Annotated in this window: 21 protein-coding genes; 8 read left to right on the top strand and 13 right to left on the bottom strand. The window is 66.9% G+C overall.

What is annotated here, in order from left to right:
* From ACWDSI_RS09810 to ACWDSI_RS09780, 7 genes are all read right to left on the bottom strand, one after another.
* Positions 1 to 1,146 carry an MCE family protein gene (locus ACWDSI_RS09810; RefSeq protein ID WP_449756419.1) on the bottom strand — a complete coding sequence of 382 codons (1,146 nt, stop codon included), beginning with the start codon at positions 1,144 to 1,146 and terminating at the stop codon, positions 1 to 3.
* Positions 1,143 to 2,207 (bottom strand): MCE family protein, encoded by a 1,065-nt coding sequence (locus ACWDSI_RS09805; protein WP_449746886.1) that lies wholly within the window; start codon positions 2,205 to 2,207, stop codon positions 1,143 to 1,145. Before ACWDSI_RS09805 ends, ACWDSI_RS09810 begins: the two co-directional genes overlap by 4 nt.
* Positions 2,200 to 3,378 carry an MCE family protein gene (locus ACWDSI_RS09800; protein ID WP_449756418.1) on the bottom strand — a complete coding sequence of 393 codons (1,179 nt, stop codon included), beginning with the start codon at positions 3,376 to 3,378 and terminating at the stop codon, positions 2,200 to 2,202. The genes ACWDSI_RS09805 and ACWDSI_RS09800 overlap by 8 nt, the downstream gene beginning before the upstream one ends.
* 2 nt (positions 3,379 to 3,380) lie before the next feature.
* Complete coding sequence (locus tag ACWDSI_RS09795) at positions 3,381 to 4,232, bottom strand: MlaE family ABC transporter permease (RefSeq protein ID WP_449746884.1); 852 nt, start codon at positions 4,230 to 4,232, stop codon at positions 3,381 to 3,383.
* Positions 4,233 to 4,235: 3 nt separating this feature from the next.
* Complete coding sequence (locus tag ACWDSI_RS09790; protein ID WP_449747007.1) at positions 4,236 to 5,000, bottom strand: MlaE family ABC transporter permease; 765 nt, start codon at positions 4,998 to 5,000, stop codon at positions 4,236 to 4,238.
* Positions 5,001 to 5,061: 61 nt separating this feature from the next.
* Entirely contained in the window at positions 5,062 to 5,952 is an 891-nt protein-coding gene (locus tag ACWDSI_RS09785; protein ID WP_449756417.1) for a 3-oxoacyl-ACP reductase, read from the bottom strand.
* An 88-nt stretch (positions 5,953 to 6,040) separates the two neighbouring features.
* Positions 6,041 to 6,229, bottom strand: coding sequence for a ferredoxin (locus ACWDSI_RS09780; RefSeq protein WP_449746882.1), 189 nt, complete (start codon positions 6,227 to 6,229; stop codon positions 6,041 to 6,043).
* A 107-nt stretch (positions 6,230 to 6,336) separates the two neighbouring features.
* Here ACWDSI_RS09780 and ACWDSI_RS09775 point away from each other — a divergent pair, with 107 nt between their 5' ends.
* Both ACWDSI_RS09775 and ACWDSI_RS09770 read left to right on the top strand, forming a co-directional pair.
* Positions 6,337 to 7,539: an acyl-CoA dehydrogenase family protein gene (locus tag ACWDSI_RS09775; protein WP_449756416.1), complete on the top strand. Its 1,203-nt coding sequence runs from the start codon at positions 6,337 to 6,339 to the stop codon at positions 7,537 to 7,539.
* A 33-nt stretch (positions 7,540 to 7,572) separates the two neighbouring features.
* Positions 7,573 to 8,706, top strand: a complete 1,134-nt coding sequence (locus ACWDSI_RS09770; RefSeq protein WP_449756415.1) for an acyl-CoA dehydrogenase family protein — start codon at positions 7,573 to 7,575, stop codon at positions 8,704 to 8,706.
* On the opposite strand, the gene ACWDSI_RS09765 is transcribed toward ACWDSI_RS09770, so the two are convergent.
* The 3 genes from ACWDSI_RS09765 to ACWDSI_RS09755 form a co-directional block, all read right to left on the bottom strand.
* Positions 8,595 to 9,110, bottom strand: coding sequence for a hypothetical protein (locus tag ACWDSI_RS09765; RefSeq protein WP_449756414.1), 516 nt, complete (start codon positions 9,108 to 9,110; stop codon positions 8,595 to 8,597). The genes ACWDSI_RS09770 and ACWDSI_RS09765 overlap by 112 nt on opposite strands.
* A gap of 118 nt (positions 9,111 to 9,228) precedes the next feature.
* Positions 9,229 to 10,359 (bottom strand): NAD(P)H-dependent flavin oxidoreductase, encoded by a 1,131-nt coding sequence (locus ACWDSI_RS09760; RefSeq protein WP_449756496.1) that lies wholly within the window; start codon positions 10,357 to 10,359, stop codon positions 9,229 to 9,231.
* Between the two features lie 19 nt (positions 10,360 to 10,378).
* Positions 10,379 to 12,025 (bottom strand): acyl-CoA synthetase, encoded by a 1,647-nt coding sequence (locus tag ACWDSI_RS09755; protein WP_449756413.1) that lies wholly within the window; start codon positions 12,023 to 12,025, stop codon positions 10,379 to 10,381.
* 70 nt (positions 12,026 to 12,095) lie between these two features.
* On the opposite strand from ACWDSI_RS09755, the gene ACWDSI_RS09750 reads away from it, so the two are divergent.
* Positions 12,096 to 12,878: a crotonase/enoyl-CoA hydratase family protein gene (locus tag ACWDSI_RS09750; protein WP_449756412.1), complete on the top strand. Its 783-nt coding sequence runs from the start codon at positions 12,096 to 12,098 to the stop codon at positions 12,876 to 12,878.
* A 53-nt stretch (positions 12,879 to 12,931) separates the two neighbouring features.
* Entirely contained in the window at positions 12,932 to 14,368 is a 1,437-nt protein-coding gene (locus ACWDSI_RS09745; protein ID WP_449756411.1) for a cytochrome P450, read from the top strand.
* Between the two features lie 18 nt (positions 14,369 to 14,386).
* Here the strand turns inward: ACWDSI_RS09745 and ACWDSI_RS09740 are convergent, their stop codons facing one another.
* On the bottom strand, positions 14,387 to 15,424 hold the full coding sequence (locus ACWDSI_RS09740) for an LLM class F420-dependent oxidoreductase (RefSeq protein WP_449756410.1): 1,038 nt from the start codon (positions 15,422 to 15,424) through the stop codon (positions 14,387 to 14,389).
* Between the two features lie 87 nt (positions 15,425 to 15,511).
* On the opposite strand from ACWDSI_RS09740, the gene ACWDSI_RS09735 reads away from it, so the two are divergent.
* The 4 genes from ACWDSI_RS09735 (at position 15,512) to ACWDSI_RS09720 (ending at position 20,077) form a co-directional block, all read left to right on the top strand.
* Positions 15,512 to 16,579: a Zn-ribbon domain-containing OB-fold protein gene (locus ACWDSI_RS09735; protein WP_449756409.1), complete on the top strand. Its 1,068-nt coding sequence runs from the start codon at positions 15,512 to 15,514 to the stop codon at positions 16,577 to 16,579.
* 50 nt (positions 16,580 to 16,629) lie between these two features.
* Positions 16,630 to 17,685: a thiolase domain-containing protein gene (locus ACWDSI_RS09730; protein WP_449756408.1), complete on the top strand. Its 1,056-nt coding sequence runs from the start codon at positions 16,630 to 16,632 to the stop codon at positions 17,683 to 17,685.
* The gene (locus ACWDSI_RS09725; protein ID WP_449756407.1) at positions 17,685 to 18,863 is read left to right on the top strand and encodes a thiolase domain-containing protein; all 1,179 of its coding nucleotides are present in this window, start codon (positions 17,685 to 17,687) and stop codon (positions 18,861 to 18,863) included. Before ACWDSI_RS09730 ends, ACWDSI_RS09725 begins: the two co-directional genes overlap by 1 nt.
* A 221-nt stretch (positions 18,864 to 19,084) precedes the next feature.
* Positions 19,085 to 20,077: a hypothetical protein gene (locus tag ACWDSI_RS09720; protein WP_449756406.1), complete on the top strand. Its 993-nt coding sequence runs from the start codon at positions 19,085 to 19,087 to the stop codon at positions 20,075 to 20,077.
* 150 nt (positions 20,078 to 20,227) lie between these two features.
* Here ACWDSI_RS09720 and ACWDSI_RS09715 read toward each other — a convergent pair whose 3' ends face one another.
* On the bottom strand, positions 20,228 to 20,677 hold the full coding sequence (locus ACWDSI_RS09715; RefSeq protein ID WP_449756495.1) for a nuclear transport factor 2 family protein: 450 nt from the start codon (positions 20,675 to 20,677) through the stop codon (positions 20,228 to 20,230).
* A 21-nt stretch (positions 20,678 to 20,698) separates the two neighbouring features.
* Positions 20,699 to 21,922, bottom strand: a complete 1,224-nt coding sequence (locus tag ACWDSI_RS09710; protein ID WP_449747005.1) for a cytochrome P450 — start codon at positions 21,920 to 21,922, stop codon at positions 20,699 to 20,701.
* Between the last annotated feature and the right edge of the window lie 169 nt (positions 21,923 to 22,091).

The following is a 22,091-nucleotide window of genomic DNA, read 5'->3' as shown; positions in this document are numbered from 1 at the left end:
TCAGCCACCTCCCCGGGGTGAGGTGGCCGGCGGGGGCGTCGGGTACGTGGGCGACGGGGCCGGTTGGCCCGGCGGGTACTGCGGGGTGGGCGGGGCGACGCTCCACGCCTGGGGCAGCAGCGGGAAACCGCTGTAGGAGAACGCCTTGGCCACCTCGGGGTACTTCTGCTGCAGGATCTTCATGAACGTCGCGGTGTAATCGCCGAACGTCGGGATGCCCACCAGGGATTCGAAGCGTGGTCCCGACGCCACCGCCTCGCCGAGCGCGTTCGCGTACGGACCGAGCCGGTCGATGGTCTCCTTCAGGTTCGCCTCGTTGTCGTTGAGGATCTGCGTGACGGCGTTGAGTTTGTCGAGCACCGGGGTGAGTTGTGCGTTGTTGTCGGCGATGAATCCGGAGATCTGCGCGGCCACGTCCCGGGTGCCGGTGAGTAGCTGTGCGATGGCGGCCCGCCGGAAGTCGAGTTCGCCGAGCAACGCGTTGGCGTCGACGAGCATCTGGTTGATCTGTTTGCTGCGGTCGCCGACGATGCGGGTGACACCGCTCGCCTTCGCGAGCAGCTCACGCAGGGTGTTGTCGCGGTCGGCGATGGCCTTCGACAGTCTCGACACCCCGTCGACGGCGCCGCGCACCCCGTCGGGTGTCTCGGAGAACGTGAACGACAAGGTGTCGAGCGCCTTGTTGAGCTGGTCGGTGTCGGTGCGCGAGAGCGTGTTGGTGGAGACGTCGAGCGCGTCGCTCAGCGAGTACGGCGCGATGGTGTTGCGGTTGGGGATCTCTCCCCCGGGCCTGATGCGGCCGCCGCCGTGCGGCACCACCGTCAGATTCCGTCGACCGAGCACCGTTTCGGTCTTGACGGCCGCCTGCGTGTCGGTGCCCATGATCACGGTGTCGTCCATCGTCCACGTCACCGCGGCCTTGGTGCCCTGCGGCGTGGGTGCCAGCGCGATCTTGGTGACGGTGCCCACCTTGACCCCCGACACCGTCACGATGTCGCCACTGACGAGGCCGCCGGCGTCGTCGAAGTAGGCGGTGTAGGTGCTGATCGGCGACAGGTAGGGCAGGCGGTCCATCTGCATCGCCACGATCACCACCAGCGCGGTGACCACCACGCCGATCACACCGATCCGCATCCTGCTGCTCATGTGGCCGCGCACCGCCCGCCTGCTTTGGTGGTGTCGCCCATGACGTTGATCGCGGTGAAGAAGTACTGCTTGCCGTCGGGCCCCGACAGCAGCAACCGGATGCGGCAGAAGAAGATCTGCAGCCACGCGCCGTAGCTGCCGAGGTTCGACAGCTTCTTGTAGTCGGAGGGCAGCCGGTCGAGCAGTGACCGCAGGTAGGGCTCGGCCTTGAGTAGTTCGGCCGACGTCGATCCGGTGTTGGTGATCATCTGCTGCAGATCGGGTCGGGTGGCGCCGAGCAGGTCGGCCAGACCGGTGGTGGCCTGCGCGGTCTGGGTCAGTGAGTTGCCGATGGCGCCGCGCTGGGCGGAGAGTCCGGTGATCAGCTGCTGGAGCTGGTCGATGCTCACGTCGAGGCCGTGCTTGTCGCCGTCGAGGGTGCCGAGCGCCTCGTTGAGGTTGTCGATCACCTCGCCGATCAGGCGGTCCTTGTCGGCGAGCGCGCCGGTGAACGACGCCGTCTCGGTGAGCAGGTCGGTCAGCGCCTCGCGCTGTGCGCGGCCCTGGAACACCTCGATCAGCGAGGCCGACAGCGTGTTCACCTCGTCGGCGTCGAGGGTGCGGAACAGGGGTTTGAATCCGCCGAGCAGCTTGTCGAGGTCGAGGGCGGGTTCGGTCTGGCCGATGGGAATGGTGGCTCCCGCGGACAGTACGTCGCTGGGGTCGCCGGTGCCCTGCGCGAGTTCGAGGTAGCGGTCGCCGGTGAGGTTCTCGTAACGGATCAGGGCGCGCACCGACGCGGGGAGCCGGTATTTCTCGTCGACGCTGAACGACACCACGGCGTCGTTGTCGCGGTTGAGCGCCACCTTGTCGACGGTGCCCACCTCGACGCCCGCGATCTTCACCTTGGAGCCCGATTTCATCTCCGACGCGCTGGTGAACACGGCGGTGTAGTCGTCGGACGAACCGGGCCGGTAGTTGCTGAACACCACCACGAGTCCGACGAACACGAGGATCATCACCACCGCGAACGCGGCCAGCTTGATCGCGGTGGCGCGGAACGCGCGCGAACGGTTATCCACGCGGCGGCTCCCCGAACAACAACTGGAAGAGCTTCTGGCCGTTGAGCTTTGGGGTGGTGCGAGGCTGGTAGGGCACCGGCGCGTTATCGGTCACGTAGAAGCCGGTGTGCTCCTTGGTCGTCGGGTTGCCCAGTGCGCCCGCACACGTCGGGGGTCCCGCGGCGGCCACCAGCGGCAGGCTCTCCGGGTAGGTGTACGGGTCGGTGCCCGGCTGCAGGCCCGCATACAGCAGGAGGTTGTCGTTCTTGCCGCCGAGCAGCGGCTGGGCGAGCTCGGCCGCACTGGCCGACGCGGTGAGGAAACACTTGATTCCGGGGGCCTGCGCACCGAGCAGCTGCGACACCGGGTTGAGATCCTGCAACTCGGCGATCAGCGTCGCCTTGCTCGGGGCCAGCACCCCGTCGATCGTGTCGGCCATCCCCGTCGCGTTGATGAGCAACGCGTCGAGGTTGCGTGAGTTGGCCACCAGGGTGTCACCGACGAACGTGGCGTTGTCCACCGTGCGCATCAGATCCGGCATGGCGTCGGCGTACACGTCGGTGGCGCCGGCGGTCTGCCGCAGCGTCTCGTCGAGGGCGGGCAGGTGCGGATTGGTCGTCGCCAGCAGATCCGACAGCTGATCGAGCGCCGCACCGATGTGGGCGCCGTGTCCCGACAGGGCCGTGTTGACCGCGCCCATCACGGCGTTGAGCTTGTCGGGCTGCAGATCGGCGAGCACGTTGACCAGCTGCTGGTACACGGTGTTGAGCTCCACCACCACGTGGTCGGCCTCGATCACGTCGCCGCCACGCAACCGACCCTGCGGCCCGGATTCGGGCACCACAAGAGTCACCGCCTTCGCCCCGAAGACGGTGTTGGACTTGATGTCGGCGGTCACGTTGGCCGGGACGTGATCGATCTGGGCGGTGTCGATGTCGAGGACGAGCACGGCGTGTCCGTCACGCTGCGAGATCGACCCCACCCGTCCCACCGGCACGCCACGCAGTGTCACCTTGGCGTCGGGACTCATCACCAGGCCGGCGCGCGGGGAGATCAGCGTGACGTGCTGGGTGTCGGCGAACCAGCCGAGGAACTGCGCCGCTGCGCCGACGATCACCGCGACGATGGCGCCGACCATGATGACCGCGGCGGTCTTGCGGACCCGAGGGCTGCGTTCGGCACGTCGCACCATCGTCAGCCCGCCAGGTTGAATTTGCCGTCGGCCCCGTAGATGGCCAGCGAGGTGAGCAGGGTGATCGCGACGACGACGACCAGTGAGGCACGGACCGCATTGCCCACGGCGACGCCCACCCCCACCGGACCGCCGCCGGCGTTGTAGCCGTAGTAGGTGTGGATGAGCATCACCGCGATCGCCATGCAGATGGCCTGCACAAATGACCACAGGATGTCCGACGGGATCAGGAAGGTGTCGAAGTAGTGGTCGTAGACGCCGGAGGACTGTCCGTACAGGAACACCGTGGCGAAGCGGCTCGCGAGGAACGCGGCCAGCGACGCCAGGGAGTAGAGCGGGATGATCGCGATCATCCCCGCCACGATGCGGGTACTCACCAGAAACGGGATCGACGAGATCGCCATCGTCTCGAGCGCGTCGATCTCCTCGCTGACGCGCATGGCGCCGAGTTGCGCGGTGGCACCCGCCCCGATGGTGGCCGCGAGCGCGATACCCGCGATCACCGGCACCGCGATGCGGACATTGATGAAGGCGGAGAAGAACCCGGTGAGCGCCTCCACCCCGATGTTGGCCAGCGAGCTGTAGCCCTGCACCGCGATGGTGCCGCCGGTGAACAGCGTGAGGAACCCCACCACCACCACCGTTCCGCCGATCATGGCGAGCGCACCGGACCCCATCGAGATCTCCGCGATCAGCCGCAGCGTCTCCTTCTTGTACTGCCTCAGCGCGCGCGGGATGGCGATAATGCTGTCCCAATAAAACAGTGCTTGGTCACCGATTTGATTCCAGTCCTCGCCCGCGCGTTTCACCGCGACGCGGGCCGTCTGCAATCGGGTGGTGAACGGAAGGACCATCGCTCAGCCCGCCGTTGCCTTGATACCGACGGCGGTGACCACCACGTTGACGACGAAAAGTGCCATGAAGGAGTAGACGACGGTTTCGTTGACCGCGTCACCGACACCCTTCGCACCGCCCTTCACGTTCAGTCCCTGGTAGCACCCCACCATCCCGGCGAAGAGTCCGAACAGGGCCGCTTTCACCATCGAGATCATCAGCTCGCTGAAGCCGGTGAGGAGGGTAAGGCTAGCGATGAATGCGCCGGGATTCACATCCTGGAGATAGACCGAAAACATGAACCCGCCGCCGATGCCGATGGTGCACACAAGGCTGTTGAGCAGCACCGCGACGCCGGTCGACGCGATGATCCGCGGTACGACGAGCCGATGCACGGGATCGATGCCGAGCACCTTCATCGCGTCGATCTCCTCGCGGATGGTGCGGGCGCCCAGGTCGGCGCAAATGGCCGTGGCGCCGGCACCTGCCACGATCAGCACGGTGACGATCGGGCCGATCTGCGTGATGGTGCCCAATGCGGCCCCGGCGCCCGAGAGGTCCTGCGCGCCGATCTCACGCAGCAGGATGTTGAGCGTGAAACTGACCAGGACGGTGAACGGGATGGCGACGAGCAGTGTCGGCATCATCGACACCCGGGCGATGGCCCATGACTGCTCTACGGTTTCGCGCCACTGGAACGGCCGACGGAAGAGTTCTCGCGAGGAATCGACGCCAAGTGCGACGAAATCACCCACGCCCTCCATGGGGCCAGCAAGCCAGCCAACCAAACCAGCACTCCTCACCCTTCGGACACTCGCGAAACTAGCACGCCACAGAATGTCCAGTGGGTCAGTTGACCAGCCCTGTCGCCGAGAATGTCCGGTCGGGATCACGATCGGCGAAGTACGCCACGAGGGTCTTCGCCAGATCGTCGTCGTCCCACGCGTCGCCGTCGGCGCGAAAGACCTTGTCGACGGTGGGTGCGGCCATCAGGGTGACCTGCCGACCGTGCACCACGAACACCTGACCGGTGATGGCATCGGCGTCCTCGGATGCGAGAAATGTGACGAGACGCACGACGTGGTCGGGTGCCAGCGGATCGACGCCGTCGTCGGGCGCGTCGCCGAAGACGTCGGCGGTCATCGCGGTCCGTGCGCGCGGGCAGATCGCGTTGGCGCGCACCCCGTAGGACTTCAGTGCGCGTGACGCCGACAACGTGAGTGCGGTGATACCCGCCTTGGCGGCGCCGTAGTTCGCCTGCGCGGGCGGCCCGAACAGACCGGCCTCCGACGAGGTGTTGATCAGCCTGCCGTAGACCGGGGCGCCCGCCTTCTTCGACTCCGACCGCCAGTGCACGGCGGCGTTGCGGTTGAGCAGGAAATGACCGCGCAGGTGTACCCGGATCACCAGGTCCCAGTCGTCGTCGGTGAGGTTGAAGAGCATCTTGTCGCGGACCACTCCGGCGTTGCTCACCACGATGTCGAGTCGTCCGAGGTCCTCGGTGGCGGTCCGCATGATCTCGGTGGCGGTGGCCGAGTCGGAGATGTCGCCGGGTACCTGCACGGCCGTACCACCCGCCGCGGTGATGGCGTCGGTCACGTCGCTGTCGGCGAGCGCTGCGGGTAGGTCGTTGACGATGACGGTCGCGCCGGCCGTGGCCAATCCGATGGCTTCTGCCCGGCCGAGGCCGGCGCCCGCCCCGGTCACCACCGCTACCCGGTCACTGAGCGACTCGACCATCCCCACACCCCTCTCGACGAAACTAGAACTTGTTCTAACACGTTAGCCGCGGGGCGGGACGAGGAGGTGGGTTTTCGATCGATCGATCTCACTCGAGCGACAGCGCGGACTTGGGGCACCCGGCCACTGCGGCCCGCACCTCCTCCACCCGGTCGGCGGGTACCTCGTCGGAGAGAATCACCAGGTAGTCGTCGTCATCGAGGTCGAAGAAGTCCGGCGCCAGGCCCACGCACACGGCGTTGGACTCGCATAGGTCGAAATCTGCCTTGATTCGCATTGGGAGCACTCCTCGCTGTCGGCCTCGATGGTTGACGGGCCGAGTGGATACAGGTTAGAACGTGTTTCAGAACTTGGCGAGTGCCCACGACGACGGACGAGGTTCCCATGCGCATCGCATACACGGATGAACAGTCGCAGTTGCGGCGGGAACTGCGGTCGTATTTCGCCGGGCTGATGACCGACGAGCGCCGCGCCGCGCTCGTCGGCGGTGTCGGCGAGCTGGGCGAGGGCGACGCCTACCGGGACGTGGTGGCCCAGATGGGGTGCGACGGCTGGCTGGCGTTGGGCTGGCCCACCGAATACGGGGGCCAGAACCGGTCGATGATGGATCAGCTCATCTTCACCGACGAGGCCGCGATCGCCGGCGCGCCGGTCCCCTTCTTGACCATCAACTCGGTGGCGCCGACGATCATGCATTACGGGACGCCGGAGCAGAAGTCGTTCTTCCTGCCGCGGATCGCCGCCGGCGAACTGCACTTCTCGATCGGGTACTCCGAGCCCGGCGCGGGCACCGACCTGGCCGCGCTGCGCACCACCGCCGTGCGCGACGGCGACGAGTACGTCGTCAACGGGCAGAAGATGTGGACCTCGTTGGTGCAGTACGCCGACTACATCTGGCTGGCGTGTCGCACCGACCCGGCCACCGGTGAACCCGGCGGCAAGAAGCATCGCGGGATATCCATGCTGATCGTGCCCACCGACAGTCCCGGCTTCAGCTACACCCCGGTGCACACGATGTCAGGGGTGGACACCAGCGCCACCTACTACTCCGATGTGCGGGTGCCGACCACGGCGCTGGTGGGCGACGAGGGCGGTGGCTGGCCGCTGGTGACCAATCAGCTCAACCACGAGCGCGTCGCGTTGTGCAGCGCGGCGCCGATTCAGACCGCCCTGCGCGAGACCGTGGCGTGGGCGCAGCAGTCCAAGACCGGCGACGGGCAGCGCGTCATCGACAGCCCGTGGGTGCGGACGAATCTCGCGCGCGTCCACGCGAAGGTCGAGTACCTCAAACTGATCAACTGGAAGATCGCCTCGGTCTCCTCATCCGGGGGGTCGCCGAGCCCTGCCGACGCGTCGGCGACCAAGGTGTTCGGTACCGAATTCGCCACCGAGGCCTACCGGCTGTTGATGGAGATCCTCGGCCCGGCCGCCACACTGCGTCAGGGCAGCCCGGGTGCGCATCTGGCCGGCCGACTCGAGCGCTATCAGCGCACGTCGTTGATCCTCACGTTCGGTGGCGGCACCAACGAGATCCAGCGCGACATCATCGGGATGCTCGCCCTCGGGCTGCCCCACCAGCGCCGCTGATCGAGATCCCTCACCGTCGAAGGAAGCCACACAATGGATTTCACTCTCCCCGAATCCGGCGAGGATGTGCGCGGCCTGGCGCACGACATCGTCGGCAAGATCAGTTCACCCGAGCGCGTCGCCGAACTCGAAGTCACCAGGGCACCCCTCGACCACGAACTCTGGCGTGAACTCGGCGCTGCGGGCCTTCTCGGCCTGGAGGTGCCGTCGGCCGTCGCGGGTGATCGCGGCGGCGATCTCACCGCGGTCGAGAACATGGTTGTCGCCGAGCAATTGGGCCGCGCTTTGGCCCGTGTCCCGTTTGCGGCGCACGCGTTCACCGCCATGCCGCTGATCGCCGCACGTGGCAGCACCGCGTTACGCGAGACGGTCGTCGGACCCGGCGCCGGCGGTGAGCTGATCGTCACCGTCGCATTCGAGGAGGACCTCGGCGTCGACCCCGGCTCGCCGGCGGCCACCGCGGACAACGGTGTCCTCACCGGGACCAAGGTGAATGTCCCCTACGCACCGGCCGCCGACCTTCTTCTCGTCAACGCGATCGGCGCCGACGGCCCCGTCGTGGTGGTCGTCCGCACGGATGCGGACGGCGTGACGGTCACGCCCACCACATCGACCGGACTCATCCCCACCGCCCAGGTCGATTTCGCCGATGTCGGCATCGGCGGCGATGACATCCTGGACGGCGGTGCGGCAGCGGTACACGACGTCGTGAATCGATTCACCCTGGCAATCTGTGCCGAGCAATCCGGAATCGTCTCGCGCGCACTCGAACTCACCGCCGAGTATGCGCGCGAGCGCGAACAGTTCGGTCGGGCGATCGGCTCCTTTCAGGCGGTTGCGCAACGCCTGGCAGACGGATACATCGACGCTCAGGGATTGTCGCTGACCACCACCCAGGCGGCATGGCTGTTGGCCGGGGCGCACACCGACTCCGCGGTGACCGACATCGAACTGCGCACCGCGATCGCCACCGCCAAGTTCTGGGCGGCCGAAGCAGGGCACCGCGTCGCGCATACGACCGTGCATGTGCACGGCGGCGTCGGCCTCGACACCAGTCATCCCGCGCACCGATTCTTCCTGCGCGCCAAGCAGAACGAATTCACCCTGGGTTCGGCGAGCACCGTGCTGCGCCGGATCGGAGATGCGCTGGCCACCGAGCCTGCGTGACGGCCCCGTCGAGCGTGCCCAGAATTCCGTCGAGCGTGCCCAGTTTCGCTGGTCGAGCGTGCCCACATCCGCCGGTTGAGCGTCCAGTTTCGCTGGTTGAGCTTGTCGAAACCACCCGCCGCCGCCCACATCCGCGGGTCGAGCGCGCCCATTCGCTGGTTGAGCTTGTCGAAACCACCCGCCCCCGCCCACATCCGCCGGTCGAGCGTGCCCATCCGCCGGTCGAGCGTGCCCATCCGCCGGTTGAGCTTGTCGAAACCACCCGCCCCTGCCCACATCCGCTGGACGAGCGTGCCCATCCGCCGGTCGAGCGTGCTCATCCGCTGGTCGAGCGTGCCCATCCGCCGGTCGAGCGTGCCCATCCGCCGGTCGAGCGTGCCGATCCGCTGGTCGAGCGTGCCCATCCGCCGGTCGAGCGTGTGCAGTTTCGCTGGTTGAGCTTGTCGAAACCACCCGACCGGGCACGCTCAACGCGAGACCGGGCACGCTCAACGCGAATCCGGGCACGCTCGACGGTAACGGCTACTCCAGCGTCTTTCCCAGCCGCGCAACCGATTCCTCGTACTCACTCACCAGATCGGCGACGAGTTCGGCGACCGGGGTGATGGCATCGCACCGGCCGACGATCTGCCCGGCGGGCATCGCGACCACATCAGGATCGTCGGCGTGCGAGATGCGCGAATGAGCCTCGGCGACGAGGAGATTCTGCAGCGGCATGGGCAGCGGATCGGGTGCGTTCGCGGCGTCCCAGGCATCGGTCCACTTCGTCTTCAACAGGCGCGCAGGCTTTCCCGAGTAGATCCGACGTCGCACGGTGTCTCGCGACGACGCCGCCAGCAGCGCCTTCTGCACGGTCGACGGCCCATCACCCACCGCACCCAGCTTGTACTCGGCCGCGGTAAGCCAGTAGGTGCCCATCCACACGCCTTGGGTACCGAGCGCGATCGCGGCCGCCATCTGCCTGCCGCTGCCGACACCGCCCGCGGCGAGCACCGGCGCCCGATCCCCCACCGCGTCCACCAGTTCGGGCCACAGCACCATCGAGGTCACCTCACCGGTGTGGCCACCACCCTCGTATCCCTGCGCGATCACGATGTCGACCCCTGCGTCGACATGATGCAGCGCATGCTCTTTCGCCCCGGCGAGCGCGGCCACCTGCACACCGTTCTCGTGCGCCACGGCGATCACATCAGGCGGCGGCGACCCCAAGGCGTTCGCGATCAGCTTGATCTGACCGTACTTTCGCGCATGCTCCATCGCCACGTCGACGTGCGAACGCGCCACCGAGTGCAACCAGCCCAGCACCCCGGCGTCGAGGCGCTCCCCGTCGGGCAGCGGTGGCACCCCGAGATCGTCGAGGGTGCGTTCGACAAACGCGCGATGCTCGGGCGGAATCATCGACTCGAGATCCACCTTGCTGCCCTCGGTGGGGATCTTGGCCGGCATCACCACGTCCACCCCGAACGGCCTGCCGTCGGTGTGCTCGTGCATCCACTCGAGCACCTCGTCGAGCTCGGCCGGATCGTTGAAGCGCACGCAGCCGAGTACCCCGAAGCCACCCGCCCGGCTCAACGCGGCAGCCACGTCCTGGCTCGGCGTGAACCCGAAGATCGGATAGTCGATGCCGAACCGCTCGGTCAGCTCCGTGGTGATGATGTTGTCGCTCATCCGATCACGCCCTTCCCGAGAGGACCTGCACCGAGTCGTCGGCCGGCCGGGACTCGGTGATCTGCGTACCCCACCGATAGTTCGGCTTGCCTGCCGGTGACCGTTTCACCTCATCCACGAACCACACGCTGCGCGGACACTTGTATCCGGCAATGTGCTCGCGCACAACGCTGTTGAGGTCGATCACCGTGGGTCGTCGATCACTGCGGGTGGCCACCACCGCTGCCACGCGTTGACCGTACCGTTCATCGGGCACTCCCAAGACGAGCACGTCGAACACATCGGGATGCGCCTTGAGTGCCGCCTCCACCTCCTCGGGATACACCTTTTCCCCGCCGGTGTTGATCGACTGCGAGCCGCGTCCCAGCATGGTGATGGTGCCATCACTCTCGAGCACCGCCTGATCGCCCGGAATCGCATAGCGCACACCGTCGTACACCTTGAAGGTGCGTTCGGTCTTCTCCGGGTCGTTGTGATACCGCAGCGGGATATGCCCCGACCTCGCGAGCACACCCACCTCGCCGCCGCCCGGTTGCGTGCGGGTGCCGTCCGCACGCAGCACCACTGCCTCCTTGTCGGCCACCACGCGGGGTGCCCCGGCGTGCGACTGGCCCTTCTTCGCGAAATCCATTCCGGCGAAACCTGTTTCCGACGAACCGATCGCGTCCACCACGATCAGATTCGGCAGCATGTCGAGCAGCCGGTCCTTGATGGTCGCGGAGAACAGCGCCGCCGACGATGCCACCGTGATCATCGACGACGTGTCGTAAGGACGGTCACCGGCCAGACTCTCCGCGAGCGCGTCGGCCATCGGCCGGGCCATCGCGTCACCGGTGATCATCACGACGTTGACCTTGTGTCGCTCGACGATCTCCCAGGCGAGGTGCCCCCCGAAGTCGGGGTAGATGATCGCCTTTCCGCCGGCGAACAAGGCCTGGAACACCGCCCACTGGGAGCCGCCGTGGATGAATGGCGGGATGGGATAGCGCACCAGCTGGGGGTGCTGCGCACCGTCGCGGGCCAGCTTCCACTCGTCGTCGATCGGGTCGCCGGTGTAGAAGTCGATGCCGCCGCCGAGTACCCGCCAGATGTCCTCCTGCCGCCACACGACGCCCTTGGGCGCACCGGTGGTGCCTCCGGTGTAGAGCATGTAGAGGTCGTCGTTGGACCGCTCCTCGAAGTCACGTTCGGCCGACCCCCGCGCGATCGCCTCGTCGTAGGTGAGCGCGCCCTCCGGGACGGGTACGCCGCTGTCGTCGTCGAGCATGATGAGGTGCTCGAGCGCCGGCGCATTCGAGAACACGTTCACCGCGTTCTCGCCGTACTGGCGTTCGTAGATGAGTACCTTCATGCCCGAGTCGCCGACGATGTGCTCGAGTTCGGCGAGCACGTAGCGGTAGTTGACGTTGACCATCACCGCGCGCGCCTTGAAGACGGCGATCATCGCGATGACGCATTCGATGGTGTTTCGGCTGTACAGGCCCACCGCGTCGCCGGGTTCGACGCCCAGCTGACGCAGGGTGTGCGCCAGCGCGTTGGCCTGTGATTCCACCTCCGCGTAGGTGAGCACCTGGTTGTCGGATTCGAGCGCCACCCGCTCGGGCACGAGGTCGACGGCGTGCTCGATGAGATCGGCGATGTGCATGGCCATGCCCACAAAATTAGAACGTGTTACCGTTTTCGGCAAGACGCAAAAGTGCGATCGATCACAAGGAGTACCGATGCCCGACTGCCTGGTGGAAAAACGCGGTCACGTGCTGATCGTGACGATGAACCGGCCCGAGGCACGCAACGCGCTCTCCACCGAGATGATGGCCATCATGGAGCAGGCATGGGATCAGGTCGACGCCGACCCCGACATCCGCGTCGCCATCCTGACCGGCGCCGGCGGCTACTTCTGCGCGGGCGCCGACCTCAAGTCGATGAACCAGAAGGCGCCGGGTGACAAGTTCGCCGAGGGCGGCTGGGATCTCACCCGACTGCCCGCACTGCTCAAGGGCAGGCGATTGTCCAAACCGCTGATCGCCGCCGTCGAAGGACCCGCGATCGCCGGTGGCACCGAGATCCTGCAGGGCACCGACATCCGGGTGGCCGGGGCGAGCGCAAAGTTCGGCGTCTCCGAGGCCCGCTGGGGACTGTTCCCGCTCGGCGGCAGCGCGGTGCGGCTGGTACGGCAGATCCCCTACACCGTCGCCGCCGACATCCTGCTCACCGGCCGTCACATCACCGCCGCCGAGGCCAAGGAGTACGGACTGATCGGCTACGTGGTGCCCGACGGCACCGCACTCGACAAGGCCCTCGAGATCGCCGAACGCATCGCCGCCAACGGACCCCTCGCGGTGCAGGCCATCCTGCGGACCATCCGCGACACCGAGGGCATGCACGAGGAGGACGCGTTCAAGATCGACGCCGATCTCGGCGCCAAGGTCTTCGCCAGCGCCGACGCCAAGGTGGGGCCGCGGGCGTTCGCCAACAAGCAGACCCCGATCTTCACGGGACGATGAGAATCCGTTCGAACCCTTTGACACATCCGAGTTCCTGAGGGCATCGTCGGGTGATGGTGCGACGCCACATCCTCAATGACTGGTCCGGTCAGCAGTTCCCGCATGCGGGTCGCCGCCGGCGATTCGTCGGCGACTTCGGTGTCGCGGACCCGCGCAGCCCCCTGCTGAGCGTGCTCGAGTTCGGTGCACAGCTCGGTCCCATCTACGAGATGCAGATCTTCCGGCAGAAGTTCGTGTTCGTCTCGTCGGCCGAACTCGCCGCGGAGCTGTGCGACGAGACCCGGTTCTGCAAGGCGCTGCCGCCGGCCATCGTCGCGCTGCGAGATTACGCCGGCGACGGCCTGTTCACCGCGTACAACGACGAGCCGAATTGGCAACTCGCACATGACCTGCTGATGCCCGCGTTCACCAAGTCGGCGATGCGCTCGTATCACCCGATCATGGTGCGCACCGCAACCGAACTGTTCGACTATTGGACCCGCCGTCCGGTCGACGCGTCGGGCACCAGGCGCGTGGAGGTCACCGGCGACATGACCAAACTGACGATGGAGACCCTCAGCCGCACCGCGTTCAGCCACGATTTCGGATCGTTCTCGAGCGCCGAACGACATCCGTTCGTCGGGGCGATGATCCGGGCCCTCGAGACGGGGCGCCGTAAGGGCGGATTGCGGACCGCACCCGGTGGTCGGCTGCTCGCCCGGTATCTCGACCGCCGAAACAGCGAACCGCAGGCCTACGTCGACACACTGCTCGACGACCTGATCGCCGAACGCAAGGACGACACCGACCAACACGATCTGCTCGGCATCATGCTCAACGTGACACATCCGGACACCGGTGAACGACTCTCCCCGCTCAACATCCGCTACCAGATCCTCACCTTCCTGGTGGCAGGACACGAAACCACCTCGGGGGCGCTGTCTTTCACTCTCTACTACCTGTCGCAGAATCCCGAATGCCTGGCTGCCGCCCAGCGGGAGGTTGCCGAGATCCTCGGCGACGACCCCGACGCGATGCCCACGTTCGAGCAGGTCCCCAAGTTCCGCGACATCCGACGGTGTCTCGACGAGGCGCTACGGATCTGGCCGACTGTGCCCGCCTTCGCGCGCAGCCCGCGCGAGACCACCACCCTGGCCGGGAAATACCCGATGCGGCCGTCGGACTGGGCGGTGGTGGTTCTCGGCCAGGTGCACACAGACCCGTCGGTCTGGGACAACCCCGACGTCTTCGATCCCGACCGGTTTCTGCCGGAAAACGTGAAGAAGCGCCCGGCACACAGCTACAAACCCTTCGGCACCGGGGCGCGCGCCTGCATCGGGCGTCAGTTCGCGCTGCACGAGGCAACCCTGGTGCTCGCCAGCCTGCTGCACCGTTTCGACATCGCCGCCGACCCGGGCTACGAATTGCGCATCGATGAACGATTGACTCTGGTGCCCAAGAACTTTCATCTCACCCTCAGTCCACGTCGGGTGGGTGCGCACACCGGCTGACCCCCAGATACGAACAGCTCAGACCAGAGCGCCGAGCTGTGCGATCGTGTCGGTGTCACGCGCGGTCACCATGAGCATCGACACCCCCGCCGCCTCCCACTGCTTGATCTGCTCGCGCACCTCGTCGGCATTTCCGACGATCATCGTCTCGCGGACCATCTCGTCGGGGACGGCGGCGAGCGCCTCGGTCTTGCGTCCGGCCAGGAACAGGCTGCCGATCTCGTCGACCACCTCGCCGTAGCCCATACGCCGGTACAGGTCGGCATGGAAGTTCTTCTCCTTGGCCCCCATGCCGCCGACGTAGAGCGCGGTGGCCGGCCGATAGGCGTCGATCGTCGCGGCGACGTCGTCGGTGATGGCGACCTGAACGGTGGCCGCCACCTCGAAATCGTCCCGGGTGCGACGGGCACCGGGCCGCGCGAAGCCCTCGGCGAGCCACTGCTCGTAGCGGTCGGCCAGGCGCAGCGAGTAGAAGATCGCCAGCCAGCCGTCGGCGATCTCGGCGGTCTGTGCCACGTTCCGGGGCCCCTCCGCGCCGAGCCAGATCGGGATGTCGGCGCGCAGCGGATGAGTGATCGACTTGAGCGGCTTGCCCAGTCCCGTCGACCCGGCAGCATCGGCCGGATACGGCAACGGGTAGTGCGCGCCCGCGTTGGTCACCCGATCCTCCCGGGCGAGCACCTCGCGCACGATCCGCACGTATTCGCGGGTGCGGGCCAGCGGTTTCGCGAACGGCTGCCCGTACCAGCCCTCCACCACCTGGGGTCCGGAGACGCCCAGGCCGATGATGTGGCGACCGCCGGAGAGGTGATCGAGCGTCAGCGCGTGCATGGCCAGCGAGGTGGGCGGACGCGCGGAGAGCTGGGCGACGGCGGTGCCGAGCCGCACACGCGTCGTGGCCGCACCCCACCACGCCAGCGGTGTGTACGCATCCGAGCCCCACGATTCCGCGGTGAACACGGCGTCGAATCCGGCCGCCTCCGCCGCGGCGATCAGCGCCGGCGCGTCATCGATCGGACCTGCACCCCAATACCCAAGCTGCAGTGCGAGTTTCACGCCAACAACCTCTCTCTCCGACGCGCCTCCGGCGACGTCGACGGGCGCACCTTGTGTCCCAATACTAGAACGTGTTCTACTCGAAGTGTGAGCAGCATCTCAACCGCCACGCGTCCGGCCTCGCAGAGCCCGGTCGCGACCGTCCCCGATCCGGGCACCGACATCCTCACCGCACCGCTGACCAACACGTTCGGTTACACGCGCTCACTGGGGCCGGTGTTGAGCCAGTTCGCGCTGGCACTGCGCGAGGCCCGCATCGTCGGATCACGGTGCAGCGACGGCACGGTCGCGGTGCCGCCCCTCGAGTTCGATCCGGAAACCGGCGCTCCGGTGACCGACATCGTCGACGTCGGCGATTCGGGCATCGTCACGGCGTGGTCGTGGAACGGCTCACCCGCCGACGGACAACCCCGCGACGTTCCGTTCGCCTGGGCCCTGATCAGGCTCGACGGTGCCGACACGGCGCTGCTGCACGTAGTGGCGGCCGACGGCCCCGACGCCTTGAGCACCGGGATGCGGGTCCACGCGGTGTGGCGAGCGGCACGCACCGGGGCGATCGGCGACATCGCCCATTTCGCTGCCGCACCCGAACCGGCACGTGCAGCGGCGGCACCGGAGGACTCCCCCGGCAAGACGGACGCATCCGAGCCTGCGGCGACCGAGGACGGACTCGTCGTGATCACCGTCCCCATCACCACCACCATCACCCATTCGGCCACCCCCGAGGAGAGCGACTACCTGCGCGGGCTCGCCGAGGGCAAGCTCATCGGGTCGCGCATCGGCTCGGGGGTCGACGCGGGGCGGGTGTACTTCCCGCCGCGTGCGGTCAGCCCGTCGGACGGAGCACCGGCGACCGAACGTGTGGAGCTGTCCGACGCCGGGACGGTCACCACCTTCTGCATCGTCAACGTTCCCTTCAGGGGGCAGCGGATCACGCCGCCGTACGTGGCGGCCTATGTGCTGCTCGACGGCACCGACATCCCGTTTCTGCACCTGATCCTCGACTGCCCGGCCGACGAGGTGCGCATGGGTATGCGGGTGCGCGCCGTGTGGGTGCCCGACGGCGAGCGCGAACTGTCGCTGGGCAGCATCAGCCATTTCGCGCCGACCGGAGAACCCGACGCCGACTACGAGTCCTACCGCGAATTCCTCTGAGTCCCAATACACGTCCGTCCCGGTATCACCGCACCCGTCTAGGAGAACCTGTGGCCCTTCCCCGGATCGCGATCGTCGGATTCGCGCACAGTCCCAACATCGTCGGGACGCACGGCACCACCAACGGTGTCGAGATGCTGATCCCCTGCTTCCACAAGCTCTACGCCGAACTCGGCATCGAGCGCACCGACATCGAGTTCTGGTGCAGTGGGTCGTCGGATTACCTTGCCGGACGCGCCTTCTCGTTCATCTCCGCGATCGACTCGATCGGCGCGATGCCGCCGATCAACGAATCGCATGTCGAGATGGACGGCGCCTGGGCGCTGTACGAGGCGTGGGTGAAGATCGCCACCGGTGAGGTCGACCTGGCGCTGGCCTACGGATTCGGCAAGCCGTCGGCCGGAGGCGCGGACCTCACCCTGTCGCTGCAGACCGACCCCTACACCGTCGCGCCGTTGCGGCCGGGCGCCACCGCGCTCGCCGGGCTACAGGCCCGTGCCGGAATCGATTCGGGCGCATGGACCGAGGCCGACATGGCGGCCGTTGCCGCACGCACCTCGGGCGCCTCGGTGGAGTCGCTGCTGGCCGCCGAGTACGTCGCGAATCCGTTGCGCGCACACGATATCGCGCCGTACACCGACGCCGCGGCGGCCGTCATCATCGCCTCGGAGCGACGTGCTCGCGAACTCGTGGCCAATCCGGCGTTCGTGACCGGCTGGGATCACCGGATCGACACGCCCAACTTCGGCGCCCGCGACCTCACCGAGTCGCCGTCGACACGGCTGGCCGCCGACACCGCGTTCGGGGAGCGTGGTCGCGCGGTCGACGTGGCCGAGATCTGCGCACCCTTCACCCACCAGGAGCTGATCGTGCGCAACGCCCTCGACCTGCCCGATTCGGTGCGCATCAACCCGTCGGGGGGCGCACTGGCGGGCAACTCCCTGTTCTCGGTGGGATTGCAGCGGATCGGCTACGCCGCGCACGCCATCCTCACCGGCAGCGCGCGCACCGCGGTCGCGCACGCCACCAGCGGTCCGCTGCTGCAACAGAACATGGTGGTCACGCTGAGTTCCGACGAGGCAGCCCAGGTGGGAGACGAGAACTGATGGCACACAACAACCGCGCTGCGGTACTGGGCACCGGGCAGACGCGCTACGTCGCCAAACGGCAGGACGCGACGATGGCCGGGATGTGCCGGGAGGCGATCGACTCCGCACTGGCCGACGCGAAGGTGTCGATCGATGAGATCGACGCCATCGTGATCGGCAAGGCCCCCGATCTGTTCGAGGGCGTCATGATGCCCGAACTGGCGATGGCCGAGGCGATCGGCGCGGTGGGCAAGCGCCTGATCCGGGTGCACACGGCCGGTTCGGTCGGCGGGTCGACGGCCAACGTGGCGGCGTCGCTGGTATTCGCGGGCATCCACCGGCGGGTGCTGGCGGTGGCGTGGGAGAAGCAGTCGGAGAGCAATGCCATGTGGGCGTTGTCGATTCCGGTTCCGTTCACCAAACCGGTCGGCGCCGGGGCGGGCGGCTTCTTCGCACCGCACGTGCGCGCCTACATCCGGCAGTCAGGCGCACCCGAGCACATCGGGGCGGTGGTCGCGGCCAAGGATCGCCGCAACGGTGCGCTCAACCCCCTGGCCCATCTGCACCAGCCCGATCAGACCGTCGAGAAGGTGATGAGCTCGCAGATGCTGTGGGATCCCATCCGCTACGACGAGACCTGCCCGTCGTCGGACGGTGCCTGCGCGGTGGTGATCGGCGATGAGGAGGCGGCCGATGCCGCTGTGGCGCAGGGCGATCCGGTCGCGTGGGTGCACGCCACCGCGATGCGCACCGAACCGCTCTCGTTCGCCCACCGCAACGTGGTGAACCCACAGGCGAGTCGCGACGCCGCCGCGGCGCTGTGGAAGGCCGGCGGTATCGACAACCCGATCGACGAGATCGATGCCGCCGAGATCTACGTACCGTTCTCCTGGTTCGAACCGATGTGGCTCGAGAGCCTCGGTTTTGCCCCGGAGGGCGAGGGCTGGAACCTCACCGAGGCCGGCGAGACGGAGATCGGGGGCCGCATCCCGGTCAACGCCTCCGGTGGGGTGTTGTCGTCGAATCCGATCGGTGCGTCGGGCATGATCCGGTTCGCCGAGGCCGCGATCCAGGTGATGGGGAAGGCCGGCGCACACCAGGTGGCCGACGCGCGCAAGGCACTCGGCCACGCCTACGGCGGTGGGTCGCAGTACTTTTCGATGTGGCTGGTCGGCGCCGACAAGCCGACGCACTAGCCGCCTGCCTTTCCGCCCACCGACCGACCCACCGACCCACCGACCCACCGACCCACCGACCCACCGACCGAAAGTAGGGGAAGAACAACGTTCCCCTACTTTCAGCGCCTTCCCCTGGAAATTTCTCGCGGATGAGCCCACAAGTAGGGGAGGGTTCTGCTCACTCAATGGTCTGTGGATAGAGCAGCTGCGGTCGACGTGGCGCTTGGCAAGATCGGCCCATGATCGATCCTGACGAATTCGACCTCCGCCAACCGCCCGCAGCGGACCGTCTCATTCTGCGCCGCGAGGCCATCCGCACCGGCAGCACCGACGCCGATATTCGTTATGCCCTGCGCACCAACGCCATCGAGCGAATCCACTGGGGGTCCTACATTTCGACGGTGGCACCGGAGGGCCAAGACTCTTACGCAGCGCGCGAAGCGAAATATCGCGACAAGGTCGTGGCCGCGGTCCGCACCGGTGGCAGCCGACGCTACCCGAGCCACCAGTCGGCAGCCGCACTCCTGCAAGTGCCGCTCCTCCAACCCGACAGGTCGACGGCGCACTTCATCTCCGAGAAATCCGGACGGACGTCCCCCGGACTGGTCATCCATCAGACAGCGGTCGATCCCGAGCATCTGACGGAGTACCAGGGCATCGTGGTCACGAGTATCGCCCGGACAGTGTGCGACGTCGCGCGAGATGGATCCATCCGGCAAGCGATCTGCGCGCTCAACTCTGGTTTGTTCGAGAGCCGACGACGCGATCTGCCCATCTCGCTCGAGCCTGTCATCGACGCACTCAAGGGTACCCACGGGATCGAGACCCTCCGAACGGCGCATGTCCATTCGACAGATCTCTGCGAATCGATCGGGGAATCGTTGAGTTGTTGCATCCTCCTCGAGGACGGCTCGATTCCGTTCCCGGACTTGCAGGTTGCGGTGAAGGTCGACGGCGGCGACGTGAAACGTTGTGACACAGGCTGGCGCGACTCCGATGGACAGCTACGGGTGGTCGGCGAGTTCGACGGGCGATTCAAGTACCACCGCGCGGCTCCGGCGAGCGGCCACCGACTCCCCGAGGACGTGATCTACGCGGAGAAACTCCGCGAAGACGCAATCCGAGACTGCGACATCATCGTCGTGCGATGGACGTGGCAAGAGTTGATGACGCCGGCGGTGGTGATTCGCAAGATCCGGTCCGCGCTCCGCCGCGCCGGCCTCATCCGGTGACTCGATCTTGAGCCCCTCCGACCTTGGTTGTCTGGGGCACTCCCGACCGATTCCTCCCCTACTTTCGTGCTCTTCCCCGAGAACTTTCTGGGGGAAGGTGCGAGAAGTAGGGGAAGACCAACCTTCCCCTACTTTCGGTAGCCGGGCCGATCAGGCCTTGCGCACCGAGTTGATGGTCTTCTCGACCTCCCAGAAGGCGCGCAGCGCTTCGAGTCGGCCGTCGGGGGCGGCACGGTAGGTGAACACCCCTCGTGCCTGCGACACGTGGCCCGCGATGTGCGTGACGATGCTCCCGATGTAGGCAACCTCGGGGCCGCAGATGATCTCCTCGTCGAACACGAACTCGATGCTCTCGGTGGTGCCAATCGAGAGATCCCAGAAATGCGAGATACGTTCGCGCCCTTGGAATCCCACACCCTCGGCGTCGAACATCGACGGACCGACGGGGTCCTCCACCTTCGCGTCGTCGGTGAAGTTGTCGAGCCAGGCCGCCTTGTCGCGGGCCACCACCGCCGCCCGGGAGCGCCGCCCGGCCACGACGGCGGGATGGTTGTCGCGGTCGATGTTCAGATAGGCCGGGGTGTCGGCCGCCGCCGTCATCGCCGGCCCGTCCGGCGCCATCTAGCGGGTGCCATAGTCGACGCGGAGTTCCTTGACCCCGTTGATCCAGCCGTGCCGCAGCCGTCGCGGCGCCTCCAGACGGGAGATGTCGGGCACGATGTCGGCGAGCGCGTTGAACATCAGGTTGATCTCCATGCGGGCCAGGTTCGCGCCGACGCAGAAGTGCGCGCCATTGCCGCCGAATCCGACGTGCGGGTTGGGATCACGCAGGATGTTGAAGCTGAACGGGTCGTCGAACACGTCCTCGTCGAAGTTGGCCGATCCGTAGAACAGGCCCACCCGCTGCCCGGCCGCGATGTCGACGCCGCCCACCGTGGTGTCGTTCTTCGCGGTGCGCTGGAAGCAGTTCACCGGCGTGGCCCAGCGGACGATCTCGTCGACGGCGGTCGAGGGACGTTCCTTCTTGAACAGTTCCCACTGGTCGGGGTGCTCGAGAAACGCGTTCATGCCGTGACTGATCGCATTCCGGGTGGTTTCGTTGCCGGCCACGGTCAGCAGGATGAAGAAGAACCCGAACTCGGTCTCGTCGAGCGACTGACCGTCGATGTCGGCCTCGACGAGTTTGGTGACGATGTCGTCCACCGGGCATTTCCGACGCTCCTCGGCCATGGTGTAGCCGTAACCGAGGATCTCCGCGGACGCCATCTGCGGGTCTTCGTCGAACTCCGGGTCGTCGTAGTTCATCATCGAGTTCGACCAGTTGAACAGCTTGTCGCGGTCGTCCTCGGGTACGCCGAGCAGGTCGGCGATCGCGAGCAACGGCAGGTCGACGGCCACATCGTGGACGAAGTCTCCGGTGCCGCGGTCGGCGGCGCGTCGAACGATGGTGCGCGCGGCATCGTCGAGCTTGTCCTCGAGTGCCTGCACCGCCTTCGGCGTGAACGCCTTCGACACGATCTTGCGCAGGCGGGTGTGCTCGGGCGGGTCGTGGTTGATCAGCAACGCCTTGGTGACGTCGAGCTGGTCGCTGGTCATCTCATCGTCGAAGCGCATGATCACGCCGTTGGTCGACGTGGCCCAGTCGTTGTTGTTCTTGGAGATCTCGCGGATGTGCGCATGCTTGGAGATCACCCAGTAGCCGCCGTCGTGGAAGCCGCCGCCCTTGCCGGGCAGCTGTGCGTTCCACCAGACCGGTGCGGTGCGACGCAGTTCGGCGAATTCGCGCACCGGCATGCCGCGCTCGAGGAGGTCGGGGTTGGTGAAGTCCCAACCGGCTTCGTTCATGAACGGGCACGTGGCCGCGGCTTCGGTGCCCGACGAGCCGACTCCTTCGGTCTTGATCACTGCGCACACCCCTGTCTTCGAAATGAGAACGTGTTTCAGTCTCGGTAGGCAACACCGTACACTGCGGCGTAGACGCGGACGAGAACTTGTTCTAATTTTGTCCCGATGT

The sequence above is a fragment of the Gordonia sp. NPDC003429 genome (genome assembly GCF_053588575.1).
Note: the sequence above shows the minus strand (reverse complement) of the source record. Positions and strands in the feature narration are given on the sequence as shown.

Coding starts and splice junctions, on each gene's coding strand:
- ACWDSI_RS09755 (WP_449756413.1), bottom strand. CDS start 12,025: ATGGCCATGCACATCGCCGATCTCATCGAGCACGCCGTCGACCTCGTG.
- ACWDSI_RS09780 (WP_449746882.1), bottom strand. CDS start 6,229: ATGCGAATCAAGGCAGATTTCGACCTATGCGAGTCCAACGCCGTGTGC.
- ACWDSI_RS09795 (WP_449746884.1), bottom strand. CDS start 4,232: ATGGTCCTTCCGTTCACCACCCGATTGCAGACGGCCCGCGTCGCGGTG.
- ACWDSI_RS09785 (WP_449756417.1), bottom strand. CDS start 5,952: ATGGTCGAGTCGCTCAGTGACCGGGTAGCGGTGGTGACCGGGGCGGGC.
- ACWDSI_RS09715 (WP_449756495.1), bottom strand. CDS start 20,677: ATGACGGCGGCGGCCGACACCCCGGCCTATCTGAACATCGACCGCGAC.
- ACWDSI_RS09770 (WP_449756415.1), top strand. CDS start 7,573: ATGGATTTCACTCTCCCCGAATCCGGCGAGGATGTGCGCGGCCTGGCG.
- ACWDSI_RS09725 (WP_449756407.1), top strand. CDS start 17,685: ATGGCACACAACAACCGCGCTGCGGTACTGGGCACCGGGCAGACGCGC.
- ACWDSI_RS09765 (WP_449756414.1), bottom strand. CDS start 9,110: ATGGGCACGCTCGACCAGCGGATCGGCACGCTCGACCGGCGGATGGGC.
- ACWDSI_RS09750 (WP_449756412.1), top strand. CDS start 12,096: ATGCCCGACTGCCTGGTGGAAAAACGCGGTCACGTGCTGATCGTGACG.
- ACWDSI_RS09775 (WP_449756416.1), top strand. CDS start 6,337: ATGCGCATCGCATACACGGATGAACAGTCGCAGTTGCGGCGGGAACTG.
- ACWDSI_RS09810 (WP_449756419.1), bottom strand. CDS start 1,146: ATGAGCAGCAGGATGCGGATCGGTGTGATCGGCGTGGTGGTCACCGCG.
- ACWDSI_RS09720 (WP_449756406.1), top strand. CDS start 19,085: ATGATCGATCCTGACGAATTCGACCTCCGCCAACCGCCCGCAGCGGAC.
- ACWDSI_RS09745 (WP_449756411.1), top strand. CDS start 12,932: ATGGTGCGACGCCACATCCTCAATGACTGGTCCGGTCAGCAGTTCCCG.
- ACWDSI_RS09710 (WP_449747005.1), bottom strand. CDS start 21,922: ATGAACGAAGCCGGTTGGGACTTCACCAACCCCGACCTCCTCGAGCGC.
- ACWDSI_RS09800 (WP_449756418.1), bottom strand. CDS start 3,378: ATGGTGCGACGTGCCGAACGCAGCCCTCGGGTCCGCAAGACCGCCGCG.